15 protein-coding genes and 2 pseudogenes are annotated in these 16,835 nt (G+C 70.7%); 9 read left to right on the top strand and 8 right to left on the bottom strand.

Annotated elements, in window-relative coordinates; genetic code table 11:
• Positions 1 to 44: 44 nt before the first annotated feature.
• From AC5Y2S_RS16040 to AC5Y2S_RS16030, 3 genes are all read right to left on the bottom strand, one after another.
• On the bottom strand, positions 45 to 926 hold the full coding sequence (locus AC5Y2S_RS16040) for a type IV toxin-antitoxin system AbiEi family antitoxin (RefSeq protein WP_499957088.1): 882 nt from the start codon (positions 924 to 926) through the stop codon (positions 45 to 47).
• 108 nt (positions 927 to 1,034) lie between these two features.
• Complete coding sequence (locus AC5Y2S_RS16035) at positions 1,035 to 2,201, bottom strand: M20 family metallopeptidase (protein ID WP_499957087.1); 1,167 nt, start codon at positions 2,199 to 2,201, stop codon at positions 1,035 to 1,037.
• A complete protein-coding gene (locus AC5Y2S_RS16030) occupies positions 2,198 to 3,385 on the bottom strand; it encodes a M20 family metallopeptidase (protein WP_499957401.1) in 1,188 nt (395 codons plus the stop codon). The genes AC5Y2S_RS16035 and AC5Y2S_RS16030 overlap by 4 nt, the downstream gene beginning before the upstream one ends.
• A gap of 121 nt (positions 3,386 to 3,506) precedes the next feature.
• Between AC5Y2S_RS16030 and AC5Y2S_RS16025 the strand changes: the two are divergent.
• Positions 3,507 to 3,611 (top strand): annotated as a pseudogene (locus AC5Y2S_RS16025) (PPE domain-containing protein); the annotation flags it as partial.
• Between the two features lie 139 nt (positions 3,612 to 3,750).
• Here the strand turns inward: AC5Y2S_RS16025 and AC5Y2S_RS16020 are convergent.
• The gene (locus tag AC5Y2S_RS16020; protein WP_499901864.1) at positions 3,751 to 4,368 is read right to left on the bottom strand and encodes a cutinase family protein; all 618 of its coding nucleotides are present in this window, start codon (positions 4,366 to 4,368) and stop codon (positions 3,751 to 3,753) included.
• Positions 4,369 to 4,456: 88 nt separating this feature from the next.
• Here AC5Y2S_RS16020 and AC5Y2S_RS16015 point away from each other — a divergent pair, with 88 nt between their 5' ends.
• From AC5Y2S_RS16015 to AC5Y2S_RS16005, 3 genes and pseudogenes are all read left to right on the top strand, one after another.
• Complete coding sequence (locus tag AC5Y2S_RS16015) at positions 4,457 to 5,263, top strand: purine-nucleoside phosphorylase (protein WP_499957086.1); 807 nt, start codon at positions 4,457 to 4,459, stop codon at positions 5,261 to 5,263.
• Positions 5,264 to 5,276: 13 nt separating this feature from the next.
• Positions 5,277 to 6,752, top strand: a pseudogene (locus AC5Y2S_RS16010) (phospho-sugar mutase); the annotation flags it as partial.
• A gap of 35 nt (positions 6,753 to 6,787) precedes the next feature.
• On the top strand, positions 6,788 to 7,438 hold the full coding sequence (locus tag AC5Y2S_RS16005; RefSeq protein WP_499957085.1) for a hypothetical protein: 651 nt from the start codon (positions 6,788 to 6,790) through the stop codon (positions 7,436 to 7,438).
• Here the strand turns inward: AC5Y2S_RS16005 and upp are convergent.
• Positions 7,435 to 8,058 carry a uracil phosphoribosyltransferase gene (upp, locus tag AC5Y2S_RS16000; protein WP_499957084.1) on the bottom strand — a complete coding sequence of 208 codons (624 nt, stop codon included), beginning with the start codon at positions 8,056 to 8,058 and terminating at the stop codon, positions 7,435 to 7,437. The two genes, AC5Y2S_RS16005 and upp, sit on opposite strands and share 4 nt — an antisense overlap.
• A gap of 72 nt (positions 8,059 to 8,130) precedes the next feature.
• Between upp and AC5Y2S_RS15995 the strand changes: the two genes are divergently transcribed.
• The 3 genes from AC5Y2S_RS15995 to AC5Y2S_RS15985 are packed head-to-tail and all read left to right on the top strand — an operon-like array spanning position 8,131 to position 11,395.
• Positions 8,131 to 9,006 (top strand): alkaline phosphatase family protein, encoded by an 876-nt coding sequence (locus AC5Y2S_RS15995; protein WP_499957400.1) that lies wholly within the window; start codon positions 8,131 to 8,133, stop codon positions 9,004 to 9,006.
• Between the two features lie 44 nt (positions 9,007 to 9,050).
• Positions 9,051 to 10,355: a protein export chaperone SatS gene (satS, locus tag AC5Y2S_RS15990; RefSeq protein WP_499957083.1), complete on the top strand. Its 1,305-nt coding sequence runs from the start codon at positions 9,051 to 9,053 to the stop codon at positions 10,353 to 10,355.
• 56 nt (positions 10,356 to 10,411) lie between these two features.
• Positions 10,412 to 11,395 (top strand): VWA domain-containing protein, encoded by a 984-nt coding sequence (locus AC5Y2S_RS15985; protein ID WP_499957082.1) that lies wholly within the window; start codon positions 10,412 to 10,414, stop codon positions 11,393 to 11,395.
• A gap of 4 nt (positions 11,396 to 11,399) precedes the next feature.
• Here the strand turns inward: AC5Y2S_RS15985 and AC5Y2S_RS15980 are convergent, their stop codons facing one another.
• Positions 11,400 to 12,407: a VWA domain-containing protein gene (locus AC5Y2S_RS15980; RefSeq protein ID WP_499957081.1), complete on the bottom strand. Its 1,008-nt coding sequence runs from the start codon at positions 12,405 to 12,407 to the stop codon at positions 11,400 to 11,402.
• A gap of 52 nt (positions 12,408 to 12,459) precedes the next feature.
• Positions 12,460 to 12,681 (bottom strand): hypothetical protein, encoded by a 222-nt coding sequence (locus tag AC5Y2S_RS15975; protein WP_499957080.1) that lies wholly within the window; start codon positions 12,679 to 12,681, stop codon positions 12,460 to 12,462.
• 240 nt (positions 12,682 to 12,921) lie between these two features.
• On the opposite strand from AC5Y2S_RS15975, the gene AC5Y2S_RS15970 reads away from it, so the two are divergent.
• Entirely contained in the window at positions 12,922 to 13,206 is a 285-nt protein-coding gene (locus tag AC5Y2S_RS15970; RefSeq protein WP_499957079.1) for a GlsB/YeaQ/YmgE family stress response membrane protein, read from the top strand.
• A gap of 35 nt (positions 13,207 to 13,241) precedes the next feature.
• Here AC5Y2S_RS15970 and AC5Y2S_RS15965 read toward each other — a convergent pair whose 3' ends face one another.
• Positions 13,242 to 15,869, bottom strand: a complete 2,628-nt coding sequence (locus tag AC5Y2S_RS15965; RefSeq protein WP_499957078.1) for a helix-turn-helix transcriptional regulator — start codon at positions 15,867 to 15,869, stop codon at positions 13,242 to 13,244.
• A gap of 271 nt (positions 15,870 to 16,140) precedes the next feature.
• On the opposite strand from AC5Y2S_RS15965, the gene AC5Y2S_RS15960 reads away from it, so the two are divergent.
• The coding region (locus tag AC5Y2S_RS15960) for a PE family protein (protein ID WP_499957077.1) at positions 16,141 to 16,835 on the top strand (695 nt) is incomplete at its 3' end.

Below are 16,835 nucleotides of genomic sequence, written 5' to 3'. Positions count from 1 at the left end.
ATATGCACGCCGACACGCCGTCGCGGCCGGCATTTTGGGGCCACTCACGCTGCCCGACTTAATCGAGCGTTGAGCCGACGCACAAGTTGTGCGGGTTGATACCTGACATCCTCGGCGATGATCGGCACTACCACCCAACTCAGGTCCTGCAAGGCCGCGGACCTTTTGCGGTCCCGTCGAAATGCGTCGGGCCCGCTGTGCCAGTCGACTCCGTCGTACTCGGCAGCCACCCGAAACTCGGGCCAGGCGAAGTCGAGCCGCCAGAGGCGGCCGGTCAGGTCGATGACTTCGTACTGCAGCACTGGCCGCGGTAGGCCGCCATCGATCATGACCAGCCGAGCCTCGCTCTCCATCGGCGACTCGGCCAGCGGCGAAGCCAGGGAAAGGAGTTCCCGGACGTTGACGACGCCCCGACGACCGGACTGCAACCCGATGGCCCGCGCCAGCTCGCCGCGGCTGCACGTCCTGCTGCGCAGCGCGGCATCGAGGGTCGCGAGTGCGCGAGGCCGCCGCAGGCTGCGGGCAACTTCGATCGCCGTCCATGAGGGTGCCGTGGCCGGCCGACCCCGCATCACAGTCAGAGGTGCCCCTTCTCGACGGTGCACCACCAGACCGCGAGCCGAGCGCAAGCGCCGACCGCCGGGGTTAAGCACATGCAGATTCGAGGTGTCTTCGGTGTCGAATCCATAAGCGGCCGCTGCAGTGTGCATGCACGCCGCGACCGTCGTGCCGGCCAGCAGGTCCAGCCCCCGCAATCGCAACGCAGCGGTCACTTCGCCGCGGCCGTATATGCCATGCCAAACCTTCTGCAATGCAGCGGATTTGAGACTTGCCTCTAGGTTCCGGCGGGTCGCGAAAGCTAACACCTGGGCAGTGGTAACCACCCCGCCCTGTGCGGCTAGCACACGGTCGAGCTCAGCATGCATGCCGGATATCGTCAGTCCTCCGCGACGACTACGCCAGTCACTTGCCGAGCGTCCTCAAAATGCCGGCTTGGACGGCGTGTCGGCGTACAAATGAGCGCGCTCGCGGCCCTAGAACAGGGCCGCCTGCTCGACGATGTTGACCATCACGCGCAGCCCGATCGCCAGGGCCCGCTCGTCGAGGTCGAAGGTCGGCTGGTGCAGGTCCAGCTGCAGTCCCTCGCCCGACCACACCCCCAATCGCGCCATCGCGCCAGGAATCTCCTCGAGATACCAGGAGAAATCCTCACCGCCGCCGGACTGCCGGGTGTCGGCCAGCGCGTCGGGGCCGACGGCCTCGATCGCGTGGGTCAGGATCCGCGTCGAGACGTCCTCGTTGACCACCGGCGGCACGCCGCGCCGGTATTGCAGCGTGTGCTCGATCGCCAGCGGGGACAGCAGCGTGGACACGGTCTCGCGGATGACCTCCTCGAGCGCGATCCAGGTCTGGCGGCTCGCGGTGCGCACGGTGCCGGCCAGCACGCCGGTCTGCGGAATCGCGTTGGGGGCCACGCCCGCGTTGACCGCGCCCCACACCAGCACCGTGCTGTTGCGCGGGTCGATGCGGCGCGACAGCACCCCCGGCAGCCCGGTGATCAGCGTGCCGAGGCCGTAGACCAGGTCGGCGGTCAGGTGCGGCCGCGACGTGTGCCCGCCGGGCGAATACAGCGTGATCTCCATCTGGTCGGCCGCCGAGGTGATCGGGCCCTGCCGGACCGCGATCTTGCCGACCTCGAGGCGGGGATCGCAGTGCAGGGCGAAGATCCGCGACACCCCGGTCAGCGCCCCGGCGGCGATGGCATCGATCGCCCCGCCGGGCATCAACTCCTCGGCGGCCTGGAAGATCAGCCGCACCCCGACGGGCAGCTCCGGCACGGAACCCAGCGCCAGCGCCGTGCCCAGCAGGATCGCGGTGTGCGCGTCGTGCCCGCAGGCGTGCGCGACGTTGGGCATCGTCGAGGCGTACGGCGCGCCGGTCAGCTCGGCCATCGGCAGCGCGTCCATGTCGGCCCGCAGCGCGATCCTCGGCTCGTGCTCGGGACCCATGTCGCAGATCAGCCCCGTCCCGGGCAGCAGCTTCGGTTTCAGCCCCGCGTCGGCCAGCCGCTCGGCGACGAACTGGGTGGTGGCGAACTCCTGCCGGCCCAGCTCCGGGTAGCGATGGATGTGCCGGCGCCATTCCACCAGGTCGCCGTGGTGGGCGGCCAACCACGATTCGGCGGTGTCGACGAGGCTCATGTGCGCGCCCCGCCGGGTCGGCGGTCCCGCGCGGCCAGCACCCGGTCGCGCTGCTCGGGGACCTGGGCGAGGTGAACCACCGTGCGCGCCAACATGATCGCGCCGTCGACCACCGCGCGGTCGGCGCTGGGGCCGGCGGCGGCGGCCGCGAAGGCGCGCTGGTGCACGGTGGCGCCGCCGGCGTCGACCCCGACGATCGGATGGATGCCCGGCAGCACCTGCGTCACGTTGCCCATGTCCGTGCTGCCCATCGGCAGCGAAGCCTCCACCTCGCGGGCCACCGGCTCACGCCCCAGCCGGAGCATCTCGTCACGGAAGACGTCGGCCAACCATTCGTCGGGCTTGAGTTCGTCGTACGCGGGCGCCGGGTTGTCGATCTCGTATTCGCAGCCGGTGGCCAGCGCGCCCGCGGCGAAGCACGCGTACATCCTGCCCTCCAGCTGTCTCAGCGATTCCGATTCGACCGCCCGCATCGCATACTGCAGCGCCGCGTGCCCGGGGATGACGTTGACCGCCTGCCCGCCGTCGGTGACGATCCCGTGCACCAGCTGGCCCGGCGCCAGTTGCTGCCGCAACAGCCCGACAGCCACCTGCGCGACGGTCACGGCGTCGGCGGCGTTGATCCCCTGATGCGGCGCGACGGCAGCATGGGATTCCTTGCCACGGTAGTGCACGGTCGCTTCCGACAGCGCCAGCGAGCGGGCCGCGGCGATGTCGGCGGGTCCCGGATGCAGCATCACCGCCGCCGCGACGTCGTCGAACACGCCCGCCCGCAGCAGCAGCGCCTTGCCGCCGCCGGCCTCCTCGGCGGGAGTGCCGATCAGCGCCACCCGCAGGCCCAGGTCGTCGGCCACCTCGGCCAGCGCCAGCGCGGTGCCCACCGCCGACGCCGCGATGATGTTGTGCCCGCACGCGTGGCCGATCTCGGGCAGCGCGTCGTACTCGGCGCACACCCCGACGGTCAGCGGTCCGCTGCCGAAGTCGGCGCGGAAGGCCGTGTCCAAACCGCCCGCGGACGCGGTGATCTCGAAACCGCGCTCGGCGGCGAGCGCCTGCGCCTTGGCGCAGCTGCGATGCTCGGCGAACGCGAGCTCAGGCTCGGCGTGGATGGCGTGGGACAGCTCGACGAGGTCGGCACCGCGTCGCCGCACGACGTCCTCGACGCGACCTAACGGGTGGTCCAACGACGGAGCGGGCACCTTCGCAGTATCTCACCGCCGCGGTCGCGCCCCGCTGCCAAACCATTTAACTAGCGATCACACGTTCAACTGGACTTAAAATATGTAATTCCGCCATCTATGTGACATGAGTTTTTTAGTCTTGCCGCCTGAGACCAACTCGTTGCGAATGTTCGTCGGCGCGGGGTCGGCACCGATGTTAGAGGCCGCGGCGGCCTGGGACGGCCTGGCGGGCGTCGGCGGCCTTCACCGCGGGCATCAACGGCCCGCGCAACATCCTCGCGGGCCTGTAGCGGCGCGGGCCGGTCGCCAAGCTCGAGCCTGTAGTTTCGCAGCCCGTACTTCCCCTGTGGATTTACCGGCTCGGCGATCTACACCAGCCCGGCGATGAACGCCGCCGCTTGGCCGGGGAAGGGCGGCGCCTCGTAGACGTGGTGCGCGTCGCGGTCGCGACCGCCGACGACGCAGACCGGATCGCCGTCGCTGCACAGGTCGATGGCGCGACCGGCCCACGCACCCGTCGACGACAGGGGCGTGTTGAACCGGTTGCCCGGATTGCCGAACACCGCGACCGCCCGCACCCGGTCGGCCAGCGCGGGATCCAGCGCGGGCGCCGACCCGAAGTCGCCGATGCGCTGCCCGAGGGGCGGCACGCCGGCCAGCATCGACACCGCGGCGGCGCCCTGCGAAAAGCCACCGAGGACCAGCCGCGTCGCCGGGCACTGGTCGACCATCGCGGCTATGTGGTCGCGCGCGTCGTTGGCGGCGTCGGCGGTGGTCAGGAAGTTGTAGCTGGCCGGATAGTTCACCGGGTACGCGTCGACGCCGCGCGCCCCGAGCGAGGACTGCAGCGCGGCGAACAGCGCATCGCCCACCGCACCCAGGCCGGGCGGCTCGGCGGTGCCGCGGGCGAAGATGAGCTGGACAGCGGGACACGGGTCGGCCGCCGCCACCGGCGCGCGGCCGCACGCGATCGCGGCCACCGACACCGCAACCGCAACTACCAGACCAAAATTCGACCACCCCGGACGACGCATACGGCAGATCCTGACACATGCGGGGCTAAGCTCGCCGACTGTGGCCGAACCCCTGCCCGATCCCGACGAGCTCGCGCGGCGGGCCGCGCGGGCGATCGCCGAGCGCACCGGGGCCGCCGAGCACGACATCGCCATCGTCCTCGGCTCGGGATGGCGGCCGGCGGTGGCGGCGCTGGGCCCCCCGACCGTCACGCTCGCTCAGGCCGACCTGCCCGGGTTCGCGCCGCCAACGGCCGTCGGGCACACCGGTGAGCTGTTGTCGGTGCGCATCGGCGCGCATCGGGTGCTGGTGCTGGTCGGTCGCGTGCACGCCTACGAGGGACACGACCTGCGCCACGTCGTGCACGCTGTGCGCGCGGCCTGCGCGGCGGGTGCGCGCACCGTCGTGCTCACCAACGCGGCCGGCGCGCTGCGCCCCGAGCTGGCGGTCGGCGAGCCGGTGCTGATCAGCGACCACCTGAACCTCACGGCGCGCTCACCGCTGGTCGGCCCGCAGTTCGTGGACATGACCGACGCCTACTCGCCGCGGCTGCGCGAGCTGGCCCGCCTTGCCGACCCGGGGCTGACCGAGGGCGTCTACGCCGGCCTGCCCGGGCCGAACTACGAGACGCCCGCGGAGATCCGGGCGCTGCGGGCGCTGGGCGCCGACCTGGTCGGCATGTCGACGGTGTACGAGACGATCGCGGCCCGCGCGGCCGGCGCCGAAGTGCTCGGGGTGTCGCTGGTGACCAACCTGGCCGCGGGGCTCTCGGGAGAGCCGTTGAGCCACGCCGAGGTGCTGGCCGCCGGGACCGAATCGGCCAGCCGGATCGGCGCGCTCTTGGCCGACGTGGTCGCCCGGCTGTGACGACGTGACGCCGGCCCGCCCGCTGCGGTTCGGCACTGCGGGGTTGCGCGGGCCGGTGCGAGACGGGCCCGACGCGATGAACGTCGCGGTGGTGTCGCGCGCCACGTGGGCGGTGGCGCGGGTGCTGGGCGAACCGGGGCTGGTGATCGTCGGCCGCGACGCCCGGCACGGCTCGGCGGCGTTCGCCACCGTGACGGCCGAAGTGCTTGCCGCCGAGGGCTTTTCGGTGCTGCTCCTGCCGGGACCGGTGCCCACACCCGTCGTCGCGTTCGCGGTCCGCCACACCGGCGCGGCCGCGGGGGTGCAGATCACCGCGTCGCACAACCCGCCGGGCGACAACGGCTACAAGGTGTACTGGCAGGGCGGCATCCAGATCGTCTCCCCCACCGACCGCCGGATCGAGGCGGCGATGGCCGCCGCTCCCCCGGCCGACCGGATCGCCAGGACGCCCGTCGCACCCGCCGAGACCGACCTCGTCGAGCGTTACCTCGAGCGCGCGGCCGCGGTGCGCCGCGGCGCCGGATCGGTGCGGGCGGCGCTGACACCGCTGCACGGCGTGGGCGGCGCGGTGGCCGTTGCGGCGCTGCACCGCGCGGGATTCGACCAGGTGCACACCGTCGGGGCCCAGTTCGCGCCGGATCCCGACTTTCCCACCGTCGCCTTCCCCAACCCGGAGGAACCCGGCGCCACCGACGCGCTACTCGCGCTGGCCGAGGAAACCCGCGCCGACGTCGCGATCGCGCTGGATCCCGACGCCGACCGGTGCGCCGTCGGCATCCCCACCCCCGCGGGCTGGCGGATGCTGTCCGGCGATGAAACCGGTTGGCTGCTGGGCGATTACATCCTGTCCCGCGACAAGTCCGGCACGGCGGTGGTGGCCAGCACCGTGGTGTCGTCGCGGATGCTGGCGGCGATCGCCGCCGAACACGGCGCCACCCACGTCGAGACGCTTACCGGCTTCAAGTGGCTGGCGCGCGCCGATTCCGGTGTGCCGGGGGGCACGCTGGTCTACGCCTACGAGGAGGCGATCGGCCACTGCGTCGACCCGGACGCCGTGCGCGACAAGGACGGCATCAGCGCCGCGGTGCTGGTGTGCGACCTGGTGGCCGCGCTGCGGGCCCAGGGCCGTTCGGTACCCGACGCGCTCGACGACCTGGCCCGCCGCCACGGCGTGCACGACGTCGCCGCGGTGTCGCGCCGCGTCGCCGACGCCGACGAGGCCGCCGAACTGACGCGGCGGCTGCGGGCGGCCCCGCCGGGCCGGCTGGCCGGCTTCGCCGCGACCACCACCGATATCGGCGACGCGCTCGTCTTCACCGGCGGCGACGGCGAAACGTCGGCGCGGGTGGTGGTGCGGCCGTCGGGCACCGAACCGAAGTTGAAGTGCTACTTGGAGATTCGCTGCGCGCCGACCGACGACCTGCCCTCGGCCCGGCGGCGGGCCCGCGCGCTGCGCGACGAGCTGGTCTCGGCCGTGCAGGCGTGGTGAACTAGATCATGTTTCTCCGAAAATATGAGCAACGGTTGGCGCCGCAACTGTCATCGGAGCTCGGCGAAACGATCCTGCGCTGCATCGCGCTCAACGCCGCCGGGGCGCACGACCGGATGGACAACGAGAGCTTCGCACTCATGTGGCGGCCGTCGTTGACCGTCAACGGGCGGCCGCAGACCCGACTGCCGCGGACGATGTTCCTCATCCTGACACCGACGCGCGTCCTGATCACCGACACCAAGAGAGGCGGCACCGGCTATCGGCCCGTCCTCGGCTCGCCGATCCTCACGCTGACGCGAGGAGACGCCGAGATCACCGCCGTCAGAGACGCCGACGGGTTGTGGCTTTATCGCCTGAAATCCCTTGCCCAATCGGCGGAACTGGACTTGGAACTGTCCAGCGGCCGCGGCATCGCGGAAGAACTGGCCGCGCAGCTGCGGGAGTTCTCGGCCACCCAAGGCGCGGACGCCGCGGAGCAGCTGCTCGACGCCCGCCGGCGGTACCAGACCAAGTCATACCGGATGGCCGGCGTCTGGAGCGCCGTGTTTTCGCTGCTGTCCTTCGGCTTCGGCGCTTACCAGCTCTACGGACATCACGGCACGCCGTCCCCGAAGGCGTTGTTCATTTGCGGTGCGATTTTCGCGGTCGCAGCGGTCTGGCTGTTGGTGCCGCGTCGTCGCTAGCGCGGCCCGAATTGGCGGTCGCCCGCATCGCCGAGACCCGGCACGATGTAGGCGATCTCGTTGAGGCGGTCGTCGACGGCCACCGTGAACAGCCGCGCGTCCGGCGCCGCCTTCTCAAGCGCCGCAACGCCTTCCGGCGCTGCCACCGCGCACAGCACGGTGATGCCCGACGCGCCGCGCCGGTGCAGCAAGCCGATCGTGTGGCACATCGACCCGCCGGTGGCCAGCATCGGGTCGAGAACGATCACCGGCATGCCGGACAGGTCGTCGGGCAGCGACTCGAGATATCCCGTCGCGCAACGGGTTTCCTCGTCGCGGGCCACGCCGACGAAGCCCACCCGTGCCTCCGGAAGCAGCTCCAGGGCGCGCTCGAGCATGCCCAGGCCCGCGCGCAGCACCGGCACCAGCAGGGGCGGGTGGGCCAGGCGCACCCCGAGCGTCTCGGCCAGCGGCGTGCGGATCGGAAAGGTCTCGCGGGCGGCGTCGCGCGTGGCCTCGTACACCAGCATCGCGGTCAGGTCCCGCAGGCCGGCCCGGAAGTGGGCGTTGTCGGTGCGTTCGTCGCGCAACGTCGTCAGCCGCGACAGGGCCAGCGGGTGATCAATGACGCGCACGTCCACGGGATTTGACCCTATATAACGATTGCGAATAGCTACGCCGACACGCTCGCGTGGCCGCCGTCGGGCGGGCGGATCCGCCCATATACTCCCGGCGTGCTGCGCACAATCAGAAGCCTGGCCGGCGCGGCCGCGTTGGCGGGACTGGCGATCGTCCCGTCAGCGCCCCGGGTGGAGCTCACGGCCGCCGCGCTCCCGCAGCCCGCGCACGTGGTGATCGTGGTGGAGGAGAACCGCTCCGCGACCAACATCATCGGCAACAGGTCGGCGCCGTTCATCAACGCGCTGGCCGCGGGCGGGGCGAACATGGTGCAGTCGTTCGCCGAGGCCCATCCCAGCGAGCCCAACTACCTGGCGCTGTTCGCCGGCAGCACCCTCGGGGTGACCAAGGACTCGTGCCCGGTCGACGGCGGCGCCACCCCCAACCTGGGCTCCGAATTGCTGGCCGCCGGCTACACGTTCGTCGGTTACGCCGAGGGCCTGCCCGCGCCGGGGTCCACCGTGTGCAGCGCCGGCAAGTACGCGCGAAAGCACGTGCCGTGGGCCAACTTCACCAACGTGCCACCCGCCAACTCGCAGCCGTTCTCGGCCTTCCCGATGGGCAACTACGCCGGCCTGCCGACCGTGTCGTTCGTCATCCCCAACAACGACGACAACATGCACGACGGCTCGATCGCGCAGGCCGACGCCTGGCTGAGCCGCGAGCTGTCGGGCTACGCCAACTGGGCGGCGGCCAACAACAGCCTGCTCATCGTGACGTGGGACGAGGACGACGGCGGCCCGCGCAACCAGATCCCGACGGTGATCTACGGCGGGCACGTGCAGCCCGGCAACTACGCCGAGCAGATCAACCACTACAGCGTGCTTTCCACGCTGGAGCAGATGTACGGGCTGCCCAAAACCGGTTACGCGGCCGGTGCCGCGCCGATCGCGACGATCTGGGCGGGCTAGCCCGGGGCCGGGCGCCCGCGCCGCCCGTCGCTATTGTGTGCCGCATGGCTGCTGACCTCGTGCCGATTCGCCTGAGCCTGTCCGCCGGTGACCGCTACACGGTGTGGGCGCCGCGCTGGCGCGACGCCGGGGACGAGTGGGAGGCGTTCCTCGGCAAGGACGAGGACCTGTACGCGTTCTCCTCGGTCGCCGACCTGGTCGCGTTCGTGCGCTCGGGCGCCGACAACGATCTGGCGGACCACCCGGGCTGGCAGGACCTGACGTCGGCGCACGCGCACGACTTCGAGCCCGGCGAGGACCGCCAGTTCGACCTGGTCGTGGTGGAGGAGCTGGTGTCGGAGAAGCCCACCGAGGAGTCGGTGAGCGCGCTGGCCGGGGCGCTGGCGATCGTGTCGTCGATCGGATCGGTGTGCGAGCTGGCGGCGGTGTCGAAGTTCTTCAACGGCAACCCGAACCTGGGCACGGTGGCCGGCGGCATCGACACCTTCACCGGCAAGGCGGGCCAGAAGCGCTGGAACGCGATCGCCGAGGTGATCGGCCGCAGCTGGGACGACGTGCTGGGCGCGATCGAGGAGATCATCAGCACCCCCGAGGTCGACGACGACGCGTCCGAAAAGGCCGCCGAGGAGCTGGCCGAGGAGCGCGAGGAGCCCGAGGAAGAAGAGGACGAGGCGGAGGCCGAAGAAGAAGCCGTCGAGGCCGACGGGGACGCAGACGCCGAAGACGAGGACGAAGACGCCGAGGACGAAGACAGCGAGGAGGAGGCCCGCGCGCCCGGCGACACCGCCGTGCTGGGCGGCGACGAGGACTTCTGGGCGCAGGTCGGCATCGACCCGATCCGGATCATCACCAGCTCCGGCACGTTCTACACCCTGCGCTGCTACCTGGACGACCGCCCGATCTTCCTGGGCCGCAACGGCCGGATCAGCGTGTTCAGCTCGGAGCGGGCGCTGGCCCGCTACCTCGCCGACGAGCACGACCACGACCTGTCCGACCTGAGCACCTACGACGACATCCGCACCGCCGCGACGGACGGCTCGTTGGCGGTGGACATCACCGACGAGAACATCTACGTGCTGAGTGGGCTGGCCGACGACTTCGCCGACGGGCCCGACGCCGTGGATCGCGACCAGCTCGACCTGGCCGTCGAGCTGCTCCGCGACATCGGCGACTACTCCGAGGAGAGCACCGTGGACAAGGCGCTGGACACCGGCCGACCGCTGGGCAAGCTGGTGGGCCACGTGCTGGAGCCGGAGTCGGTCGCCAAGCCCACACCCCCGTACGCCGCCGCCGTGCGCGAGTGGGAGAAGTTGGAGCAATTCGTCGACGGGCGGCTGAGGCGAGAGTAGGGCGCGAATAGCGGCCGCGTTTGACGGGCCACCCAGACTGCTCTTTACTGGCGCAGGTGTCGCTTCCCGGCGTCGGCCCGTTGCCCCTGTACGGATTCCAGCGTCCGGGCATGCTCTTGTTCGGTTTGATCCCGCTGGCGCTGCTGGCCGTCTATGTCGTGGTGCAGGCCCGGCGCCGACAGCGGCTGCGCCGGTACACCGACGCCGACGTGCCCCAGTCGTGGTGGCAGCACCTTCCCATCGCGGTGTCGCTGCTGTCCCTGTTCCTGCTGACCGTCGCTCTGGCCACCCCCACGCACGACATGCGCATCCCCCGCAACCGCGCCTGCGTCGTGCTGATCATCGACATGTCCAACTCGATGCGCGCCACCGACGTCGAACCGAATCGGCTCAAGGCGGCCGAGCAGGCGGCCAGCCAGTTCGCCAGCCAGCTGACGCCGGGCATCAACCTCGGACTGGTCGGGTTCGCGCGGACGCCCTACCTGCTGGTGCCACCGACCCCGCAGCACGAGGCGACGCTCGAGGCATTGAAGAAGCTCGAGTTCGCCGACGGGACGGCGACCGGGGAGGCGATCTTCACCGCGCTGCACGCGGTCGGCGCCGCGGCCATCACGGGCGGGGACACCCCACCGCCGGCGCGCATCGTGCTGCTGTCCGACGGCGGCGAGAACAAGCCGACCGACCCGAGCGACCCGCACGACGGCGCCTTCACCGCGGCCCGGCTGGCCAAGGACCAGGGCGTGCCCATCTCGACCATCTCGTTCGGCACGAAGGGCGGCGAGATCGAGATGGACGGGCAGCGCGTCGCCGTCCCCGTGTCCACGGACCAGATGCGCAAGATCGCCCAGCTCTCCGGTGGCCAGTTCTACACCGCCACCAACATCAGCGAGCTGAACAAGAGCTACAACGCCATCGAGAACGACATCGGGTTCCGCACGGTGCCCGGACCCGGCAGCGCCGGCTGGCTGCGCCTGGGCGTCGTCGTCGCGCTGATCGCCGCGGCGCTGGCCCTGCTGATCAACCGGCGCCTGCCGGTCTGACCGCTCAGGCGGGCAGTCGCCGGTTCAGGAACTCACCCGCCAGGACGGCGCCGGCCAGCAGCACCGCGCCCAGCAGCATCCAGGCGAGGCTGGCGTCGCCCTTGACCGTCTGATAGCCGATCTGGCGCTGCAGCGTCGAGTAGACGCTCTCGAGCGATTCCAGGCTGTCCGCGTGGAACGCCTGGCCGTCGGTGATCTTGGTGATCTCCTGCAGCGTCTGGTCGTCGACGGGGACCGGGATGGTGGCGCCCTCGTAATCGACGGTGCCGTAGGGCGTGCCGAAGGAGATCGTCGAGATCTGCACCTCCTCGGCCTTGGCGGCCCGCGCGGCGGTGAACGCCCCCTGCGGGGCGTTAGGGTCCAGCGGCACGTTTTCGGCGCCGTCGGATTCCAGGACGATGCGCGCGGGGGGCGGCCCTTCGCCGCCGCCCATCACCGAGCCGACCGTGGCGATCGCCTGCAGCGCCGTGAAGATGCCTTCGCCCGTCGCCGTTTTCGGCGCCGGCTTCAACCCGTCGATCGCCGCCTTCACCGCGGCGCGGTTCGTCGTCGGGGAGACCAGCAGGGAGGCGTTGGCGGCGAATTCGACCAGGCCCAGGTTGATGGCCGGCGTCAGCTCATCGGCGAACTTCTTGCCGGCCTCCTGCGCGGCGGCCAGCCGGTTGGGGGCGACGTCGGTGGACGCCATGGATTCCGAGACGTCGATGACCAGCACCACGACCGCGCGGTTGAGCGGGATCCGGATGTCCGACGTCGGCCCGGCCATGGCGGTGGTCAGCAGCGCCAGCGACGCGGCGAGCAGGATCGTCGGCACGTGCCGCCACCGGCCGGAGCGCAGCGGCGCCACCCGCTCCAGCACCTCCATGTTGGCGAATCGCAGCACCCGGCGGCGCCGGGCGAACTGCACCACCACGTAGATCCCGATCAGCAGCGCCACGACCAGCAAGAACAGGAAGAACCAGGCGTTCTGGAAGCCCGTCAGCGACACGGGTCCCAGCAGCGGCAGCTTCATGTCCAGCCACCCTATTCGTCAAACGACGAGCCTGCATGGACCGCCCGCCCGGTCACGGCCGCTGGGGCGCGACCGTGTTTCCGTACAGGCAATCGTGAAGTTCCTGGCTGCCCGGGGCGAAGTCGAATCCGCAGTTGCACTCCCGGGCGTCCCGGGGAGGAAGCGAGTCGCAATACGGGGTGCCCGCCGAGGCCGACGGCGCGCTCCACAGCACACCGGCGGCCAGGGCCGCCGCCACCGCGCCGACCGCGGCCCGCACCGCTTTCGGCTTCATGTTCAGTCCTTTTCGGTACCACGTCATGGACAACTCATATCAGTGTCGAACGCAACGCGCAGCGCAGCGTTCGCGGGATCAATCGGTGATCCACCGGACGACGTCGGCCACGACCACCTCGTGCACCTGTGGCGGGGAGTTTGGACCCGATCGAATTGTGTTACAAGCCCGGCGGTTCGGGGAACTCTCATCCGAGATGGCGCCCGCACGGGGCGCCGTAGAAGACAACAGGAGCTGCAAATGATCGGATCAATCATCCTGGCGATCATCGTGGGCGCTGTCATCGGTTTGGTGGCGCGTCTGGTCATGCCGGGCAAGCAGAACATCGGCATGATCATGACGGTCGTACTCGGTGCCGTCGGTGGCCTGATCGGCTCGGCGGTGACCGCGCAGTTCGGATACCACAACGCCAACGGTGGGATCGCGTGGATTCCGTTCTTCGTCGGGGTCGGCGCCGCCGTCGTCCTGATCGCGATCTGGGAGGCCGTGACGGGCCGTCGCAGTCACACCGGGCTGCCCCGGTAACCGGGCGCTCAGGGCACTCCTTCGGAGGCCCGAAGTCAGTGGACCGCTTGGCGATTCGATTGGTAGACGGCGGCGGCCTGGGTGCGGTTGTTCACAGCGAATTTGGTCAGGATCGCTTCGACATGGTGGGCGACGGTTCTGGGGCTGATGCATAACGTGTTGGCGATGACGGTGTCGCTGTGGCCGGCGACGAGCAACACGAGCACTTCACGTTGGCGCCGTGTCAGCCGGTAGGGGTCGGCGAGGGTGTCGGCGCGCCGACCGCCCGGGGTACGCCCACGCAGCTCGGCCAACCGTTGTTGGGCGCGGCGCGCCGCCGCGCGGGCACCGAGCCCGCGGAAAGTGGTGAGCGCGGCCTGCACAGCATCGATGTCGCCACCGAGTTGGGCCACCGCGGCGTCGTAGGGGCAGCCGAGTCGCATCCACTCGGCCGCGGCGGCCTGCCAATCACCACTGACTTCAAGCCGAAACGGCGTGACGGTATCGACCACACCAGCCGTGTCCGGCACGCCGCCGGTCAGCTGTACCCAGCGCCGCAGATTGCCCACCACCCACGGGTCAGCCATGACTCCGGCGGCGGCCGCCAGCCCGTAGTGCGCCTCGGCGCACGCACTATCGTCATCGCCGGCCAGCCAGGCCGCCTCGGCGCGCGCGGCCCACACCGCCCCCAGCCGGAACACGTCACCGGGTTCGGCACAGGCGAGAGCTTCATCGAGCAGCGGCCCGACCGAGCGCTGCCCGCGGCGGCCCGAGATGAGCGCTGCCGTGATCAGCGGCAGAATCCGATGCACCGAGATGAGCCCGGGCCGGGTCAGCACATCCTCGGCAAGCGCTGCGGCGCGGCCCCAATCACCGCGGTCAAGCTGCACAAGCCCGTCGGCGGCGATGGCGAATATTTGAAACATGCCCAAGTCGTGATCGGCGCAGAACGTGGTGGTTTCGGCGATATAGCGATCCGCCCGGTCCAGATGGTGGTGCAATGCCGCGAAAACGCACAGCGATGACCCGATCATCCCGGCGTGTTCGGCGAGCCCCGGGGTTGCCATCGCGTCGCGCCACGCCGCTTCGAAGTCGTCCCACCCGGTGTCGCTGTGCAACACGGTGCCCAACGCGGCAGACCCACGGGCCCGAATCACGACGGCGGGTTCGCCCAGCTCGCTGCCGAGTGTTATGGCTCGGGCTGCATAGCTTGCGCACGCCGGGTCATAAGTATGCGCGGCCAAACCGGCCGAATTGACAAGTGCCCACGCCAGCTCACGAGAGCGGCCAAGCCCCTCGAACAGCCGCAACGACTCCCGCGCGGCCTCGATCGCCTCGGTCACCTGTCCCAGCGGCCACGACACCAAGGACAGCCAGCGCAGGTCGTCGCCCTCTTCGAGCCGATCGCCCATCTCATGGCGAAGCGTGATTGCCCGTCGCCACGACGTTGCCGCCGCGTCGGCGAACCCGCTCAGATAGCTTGCAAACGCGTGCTTTTCGAGCCACACGACCTTCTGCTCGCTTGAGGCGGTGCCGGCATGGTGCAGCACCGATGCGTACAGGCTGGCGGCCTCGCGGTTGGCGCCCAGCGCCGCGGCCCGCTCGGCCGCGGCCGGCCCGTAGCGAAGCACCGCGTCACGATCGCCGGCCTGATCGGCGTGAAAAGCCAACGCCGCCAACATGTCTGGGTCGACGGGCGGTTTGGCCAGCACGGCGAGGGCGTCGGCATGCAGCAGGCGCCGCCGGTGGTCAGAGATCTGATCGAGGGTGGCGCGCCGGGCCAGTTCGTGGCGAAATCCCACCACGCCGCCGTCATCGACCAGCACCCCCGCACCCAGGCACTCATCCAGCCCCTTCACCGCCGCAGGGCAGACCGCTTGCACCAGCGAAGGATTCGCGCGCGGGCCGCACACCGCTGCCACGTGCGCGGTCTCGCGCGCAGGAGCCGACAGGCGGCCCAGCCGACCCCGTACCGCCTCGGACACGCTGCGCGGCATCGCATTTTCGCGCAAGCCATCGCGGCCGGAGGCCAACACTTCGGTGACGAAAAACGGATTACCACCGGTGAGCCGGCATAAATGGTCGGCGTTGACGCCGCTGCCGGCGGCCAGCACCTCCACCGCCTCTCGGCTCAGCGGCCCCAGCCGGACCCGGGTCAGCGCCCGGCAGCCAGCCATATCCCCGAGCGCCACCGTCATCGGGTGCTGCTCGCCGAGCTCATCATCGCGGTACGACACGACCAGCAGCAGCGGCAGCGACTCGATGCGCCGCGCCACAAACCGCAGCAGATCCAGGGTTGCCCCGTCGGCCCAGTGCGCATCCTCGATCACCCACACCCAGCGATGACCCTCGCCGAGGAGCCGCAGCAGCGCGGTGTAAATCGCCTCGGATTCACCGCGATTGATCACCGCCGCCAACCCGGCCGCATCCGCGGCCGGCAGCTGGGTTGCCATGTCGATCAGCGGCCCCAATGGGCGCGGCGCCGCGAGCGGGTCACAGCAGCCCCGCAACACCCGGAACTGCCGACCCCGCTGCTCGAGGAAGCGGTCGATTACCGCGGTCTTGCCCACCCCGGCTTCCCCACGTAGCAACACCATCCCACCCGAACCGCCCCGACCTGCGGTGCGTCGGGCCAGCCCGGCCAGCCCGGCCAGCACCGGGTCACGCTCGAGCAGCGTCTTCACCAGTCCCTTGGCCTCCCGCCGTCCGGGGCTATCGGTTGAGTGGGGACCCCAGGGTGGCCGTCGACCAAAATAGGCAAATTTGCCCATGCGCCGCGGCGAGTCGCCCACCCACACTACGAACTGAGGTGCGCGGGGGCCTGCTGCGGCGCCCGCAAACGCATATCCGTCCCCAACGCGCCTCAAAGCCTATCGCTACCGCGGCGAAATGGACCGGCATGAACCCAACTGTGAACATCTCGCGACTTCCCAGTACGCACGGAGCCGCGGGCTGATGTCGTATCTGGTGACGGCCCCCGAGTTCCTGGCTTCGGCGGCAACGGATCTGTCCAACGTCGGTGCGGCGGTGACCGCCGCGACGGCCGCCGCGACGGCGCCAACTACCGGGGTGCTCGCGGCCGCCGCCGATGAGGTGTCGACGGCAGTGGCGTCGCTGTTTTCCGAGCACGGGCTGGCCTTTCAGCAGCTAAGCGCTCAGGCGGCGGCGTTTCATGCCCAGTTCGTGCAGGCCTTGAGCGGGGCGGGGGGCGCCTACACGGCCACCGAGGCGGCTAACGCCTCGCCGTTGCAAACCCTGGAGCAAGACGTGCTGGGTCCGATCAACGCGCCCTTCCTGGCGCTGACCGGGCGCCCGCTGATCGGCAACGGCGCCAGCGGGGCCCCCGGCACCGGGCAAAACGGCGCGTCCGGCGGGTGGCTGCTTGGCAACGGCGGGGCAGGCGGGTCTGGAGCGAGCTCCACGACCGGGGCCGGCGGCACCGGCGGTAACGGTGGGGCCGCCGGGCTGTTTGGTGTCGGCGGGGCCGGCGGAGCCGGCGGGGTCAGCGGCAACACCACCGGTGGCAACGGCGGGGCAGGCGGCGCCGGCGGGCTCCTGTTCGGTGCCGGCGGCACCGGCGGGGCAGGCGGGACCGGCTTCACCGCCGGCTTTGCCGGCGGGGCAGGCGGGGCAGGCGGCGCCGGCGGGCT

It is taken from the genome of Mycobacterium sp. NGS69 (genome assembly GCF_059812165.1).
The sequence above is the reverse complement of the archived record's forward strand: the minus strand, read 5'-3'. Positions and strand labels throughout refer to the sequence as shown.

Bases quoted from the DNA above. Each gene is read 5' to 3' on its own strand.
- AC5Y2S_RS16040 (WP_499957088.1), bottom strand. From the start codon at position 926: ATGCATGCTGAGCTCGACCGTGTGCTAGCCGCACAGGGCGGGGTGGTT.
- AC5Y2S_RS16035 (WP_499957087.1), bottom strand. From the start codon at position 2,201: ATGAGCCTCGTCGACACCGCCGAATCGTGGTTGGCCGCCCACCACGGC.
- satS (WP_499957083.1), top strand. From the start codon at position 9,051: ATGGCTGCTGACCTCGTGCCGATTCGCCTGAGCCTGTCCGCCGGTGAC.
- AC5Y2S_RS15980 (WP_499957081.1), bottom strand. From the start codon at position 12,407: ATGAAGCTGCCGCTGCTGGGACCCGTGTCGCTGACGGGCTTCCAGAAC.
- AC5Y2S_RS15975 (WP_499957080.1), bottom strand. From the start codon at position 12,681: ATGAAGCCGAAAGCGGTGCGGGCCGCGGTCGGCGCGGTGGCGGCGGCC.
- AC5Y2S_RS15970 (WP_499957079.1), top strand. From the start codon at position 12,922: ATGATCGGATCAATCATCCTGGCGATCATCGTGGGCGCTGTCATCGGT.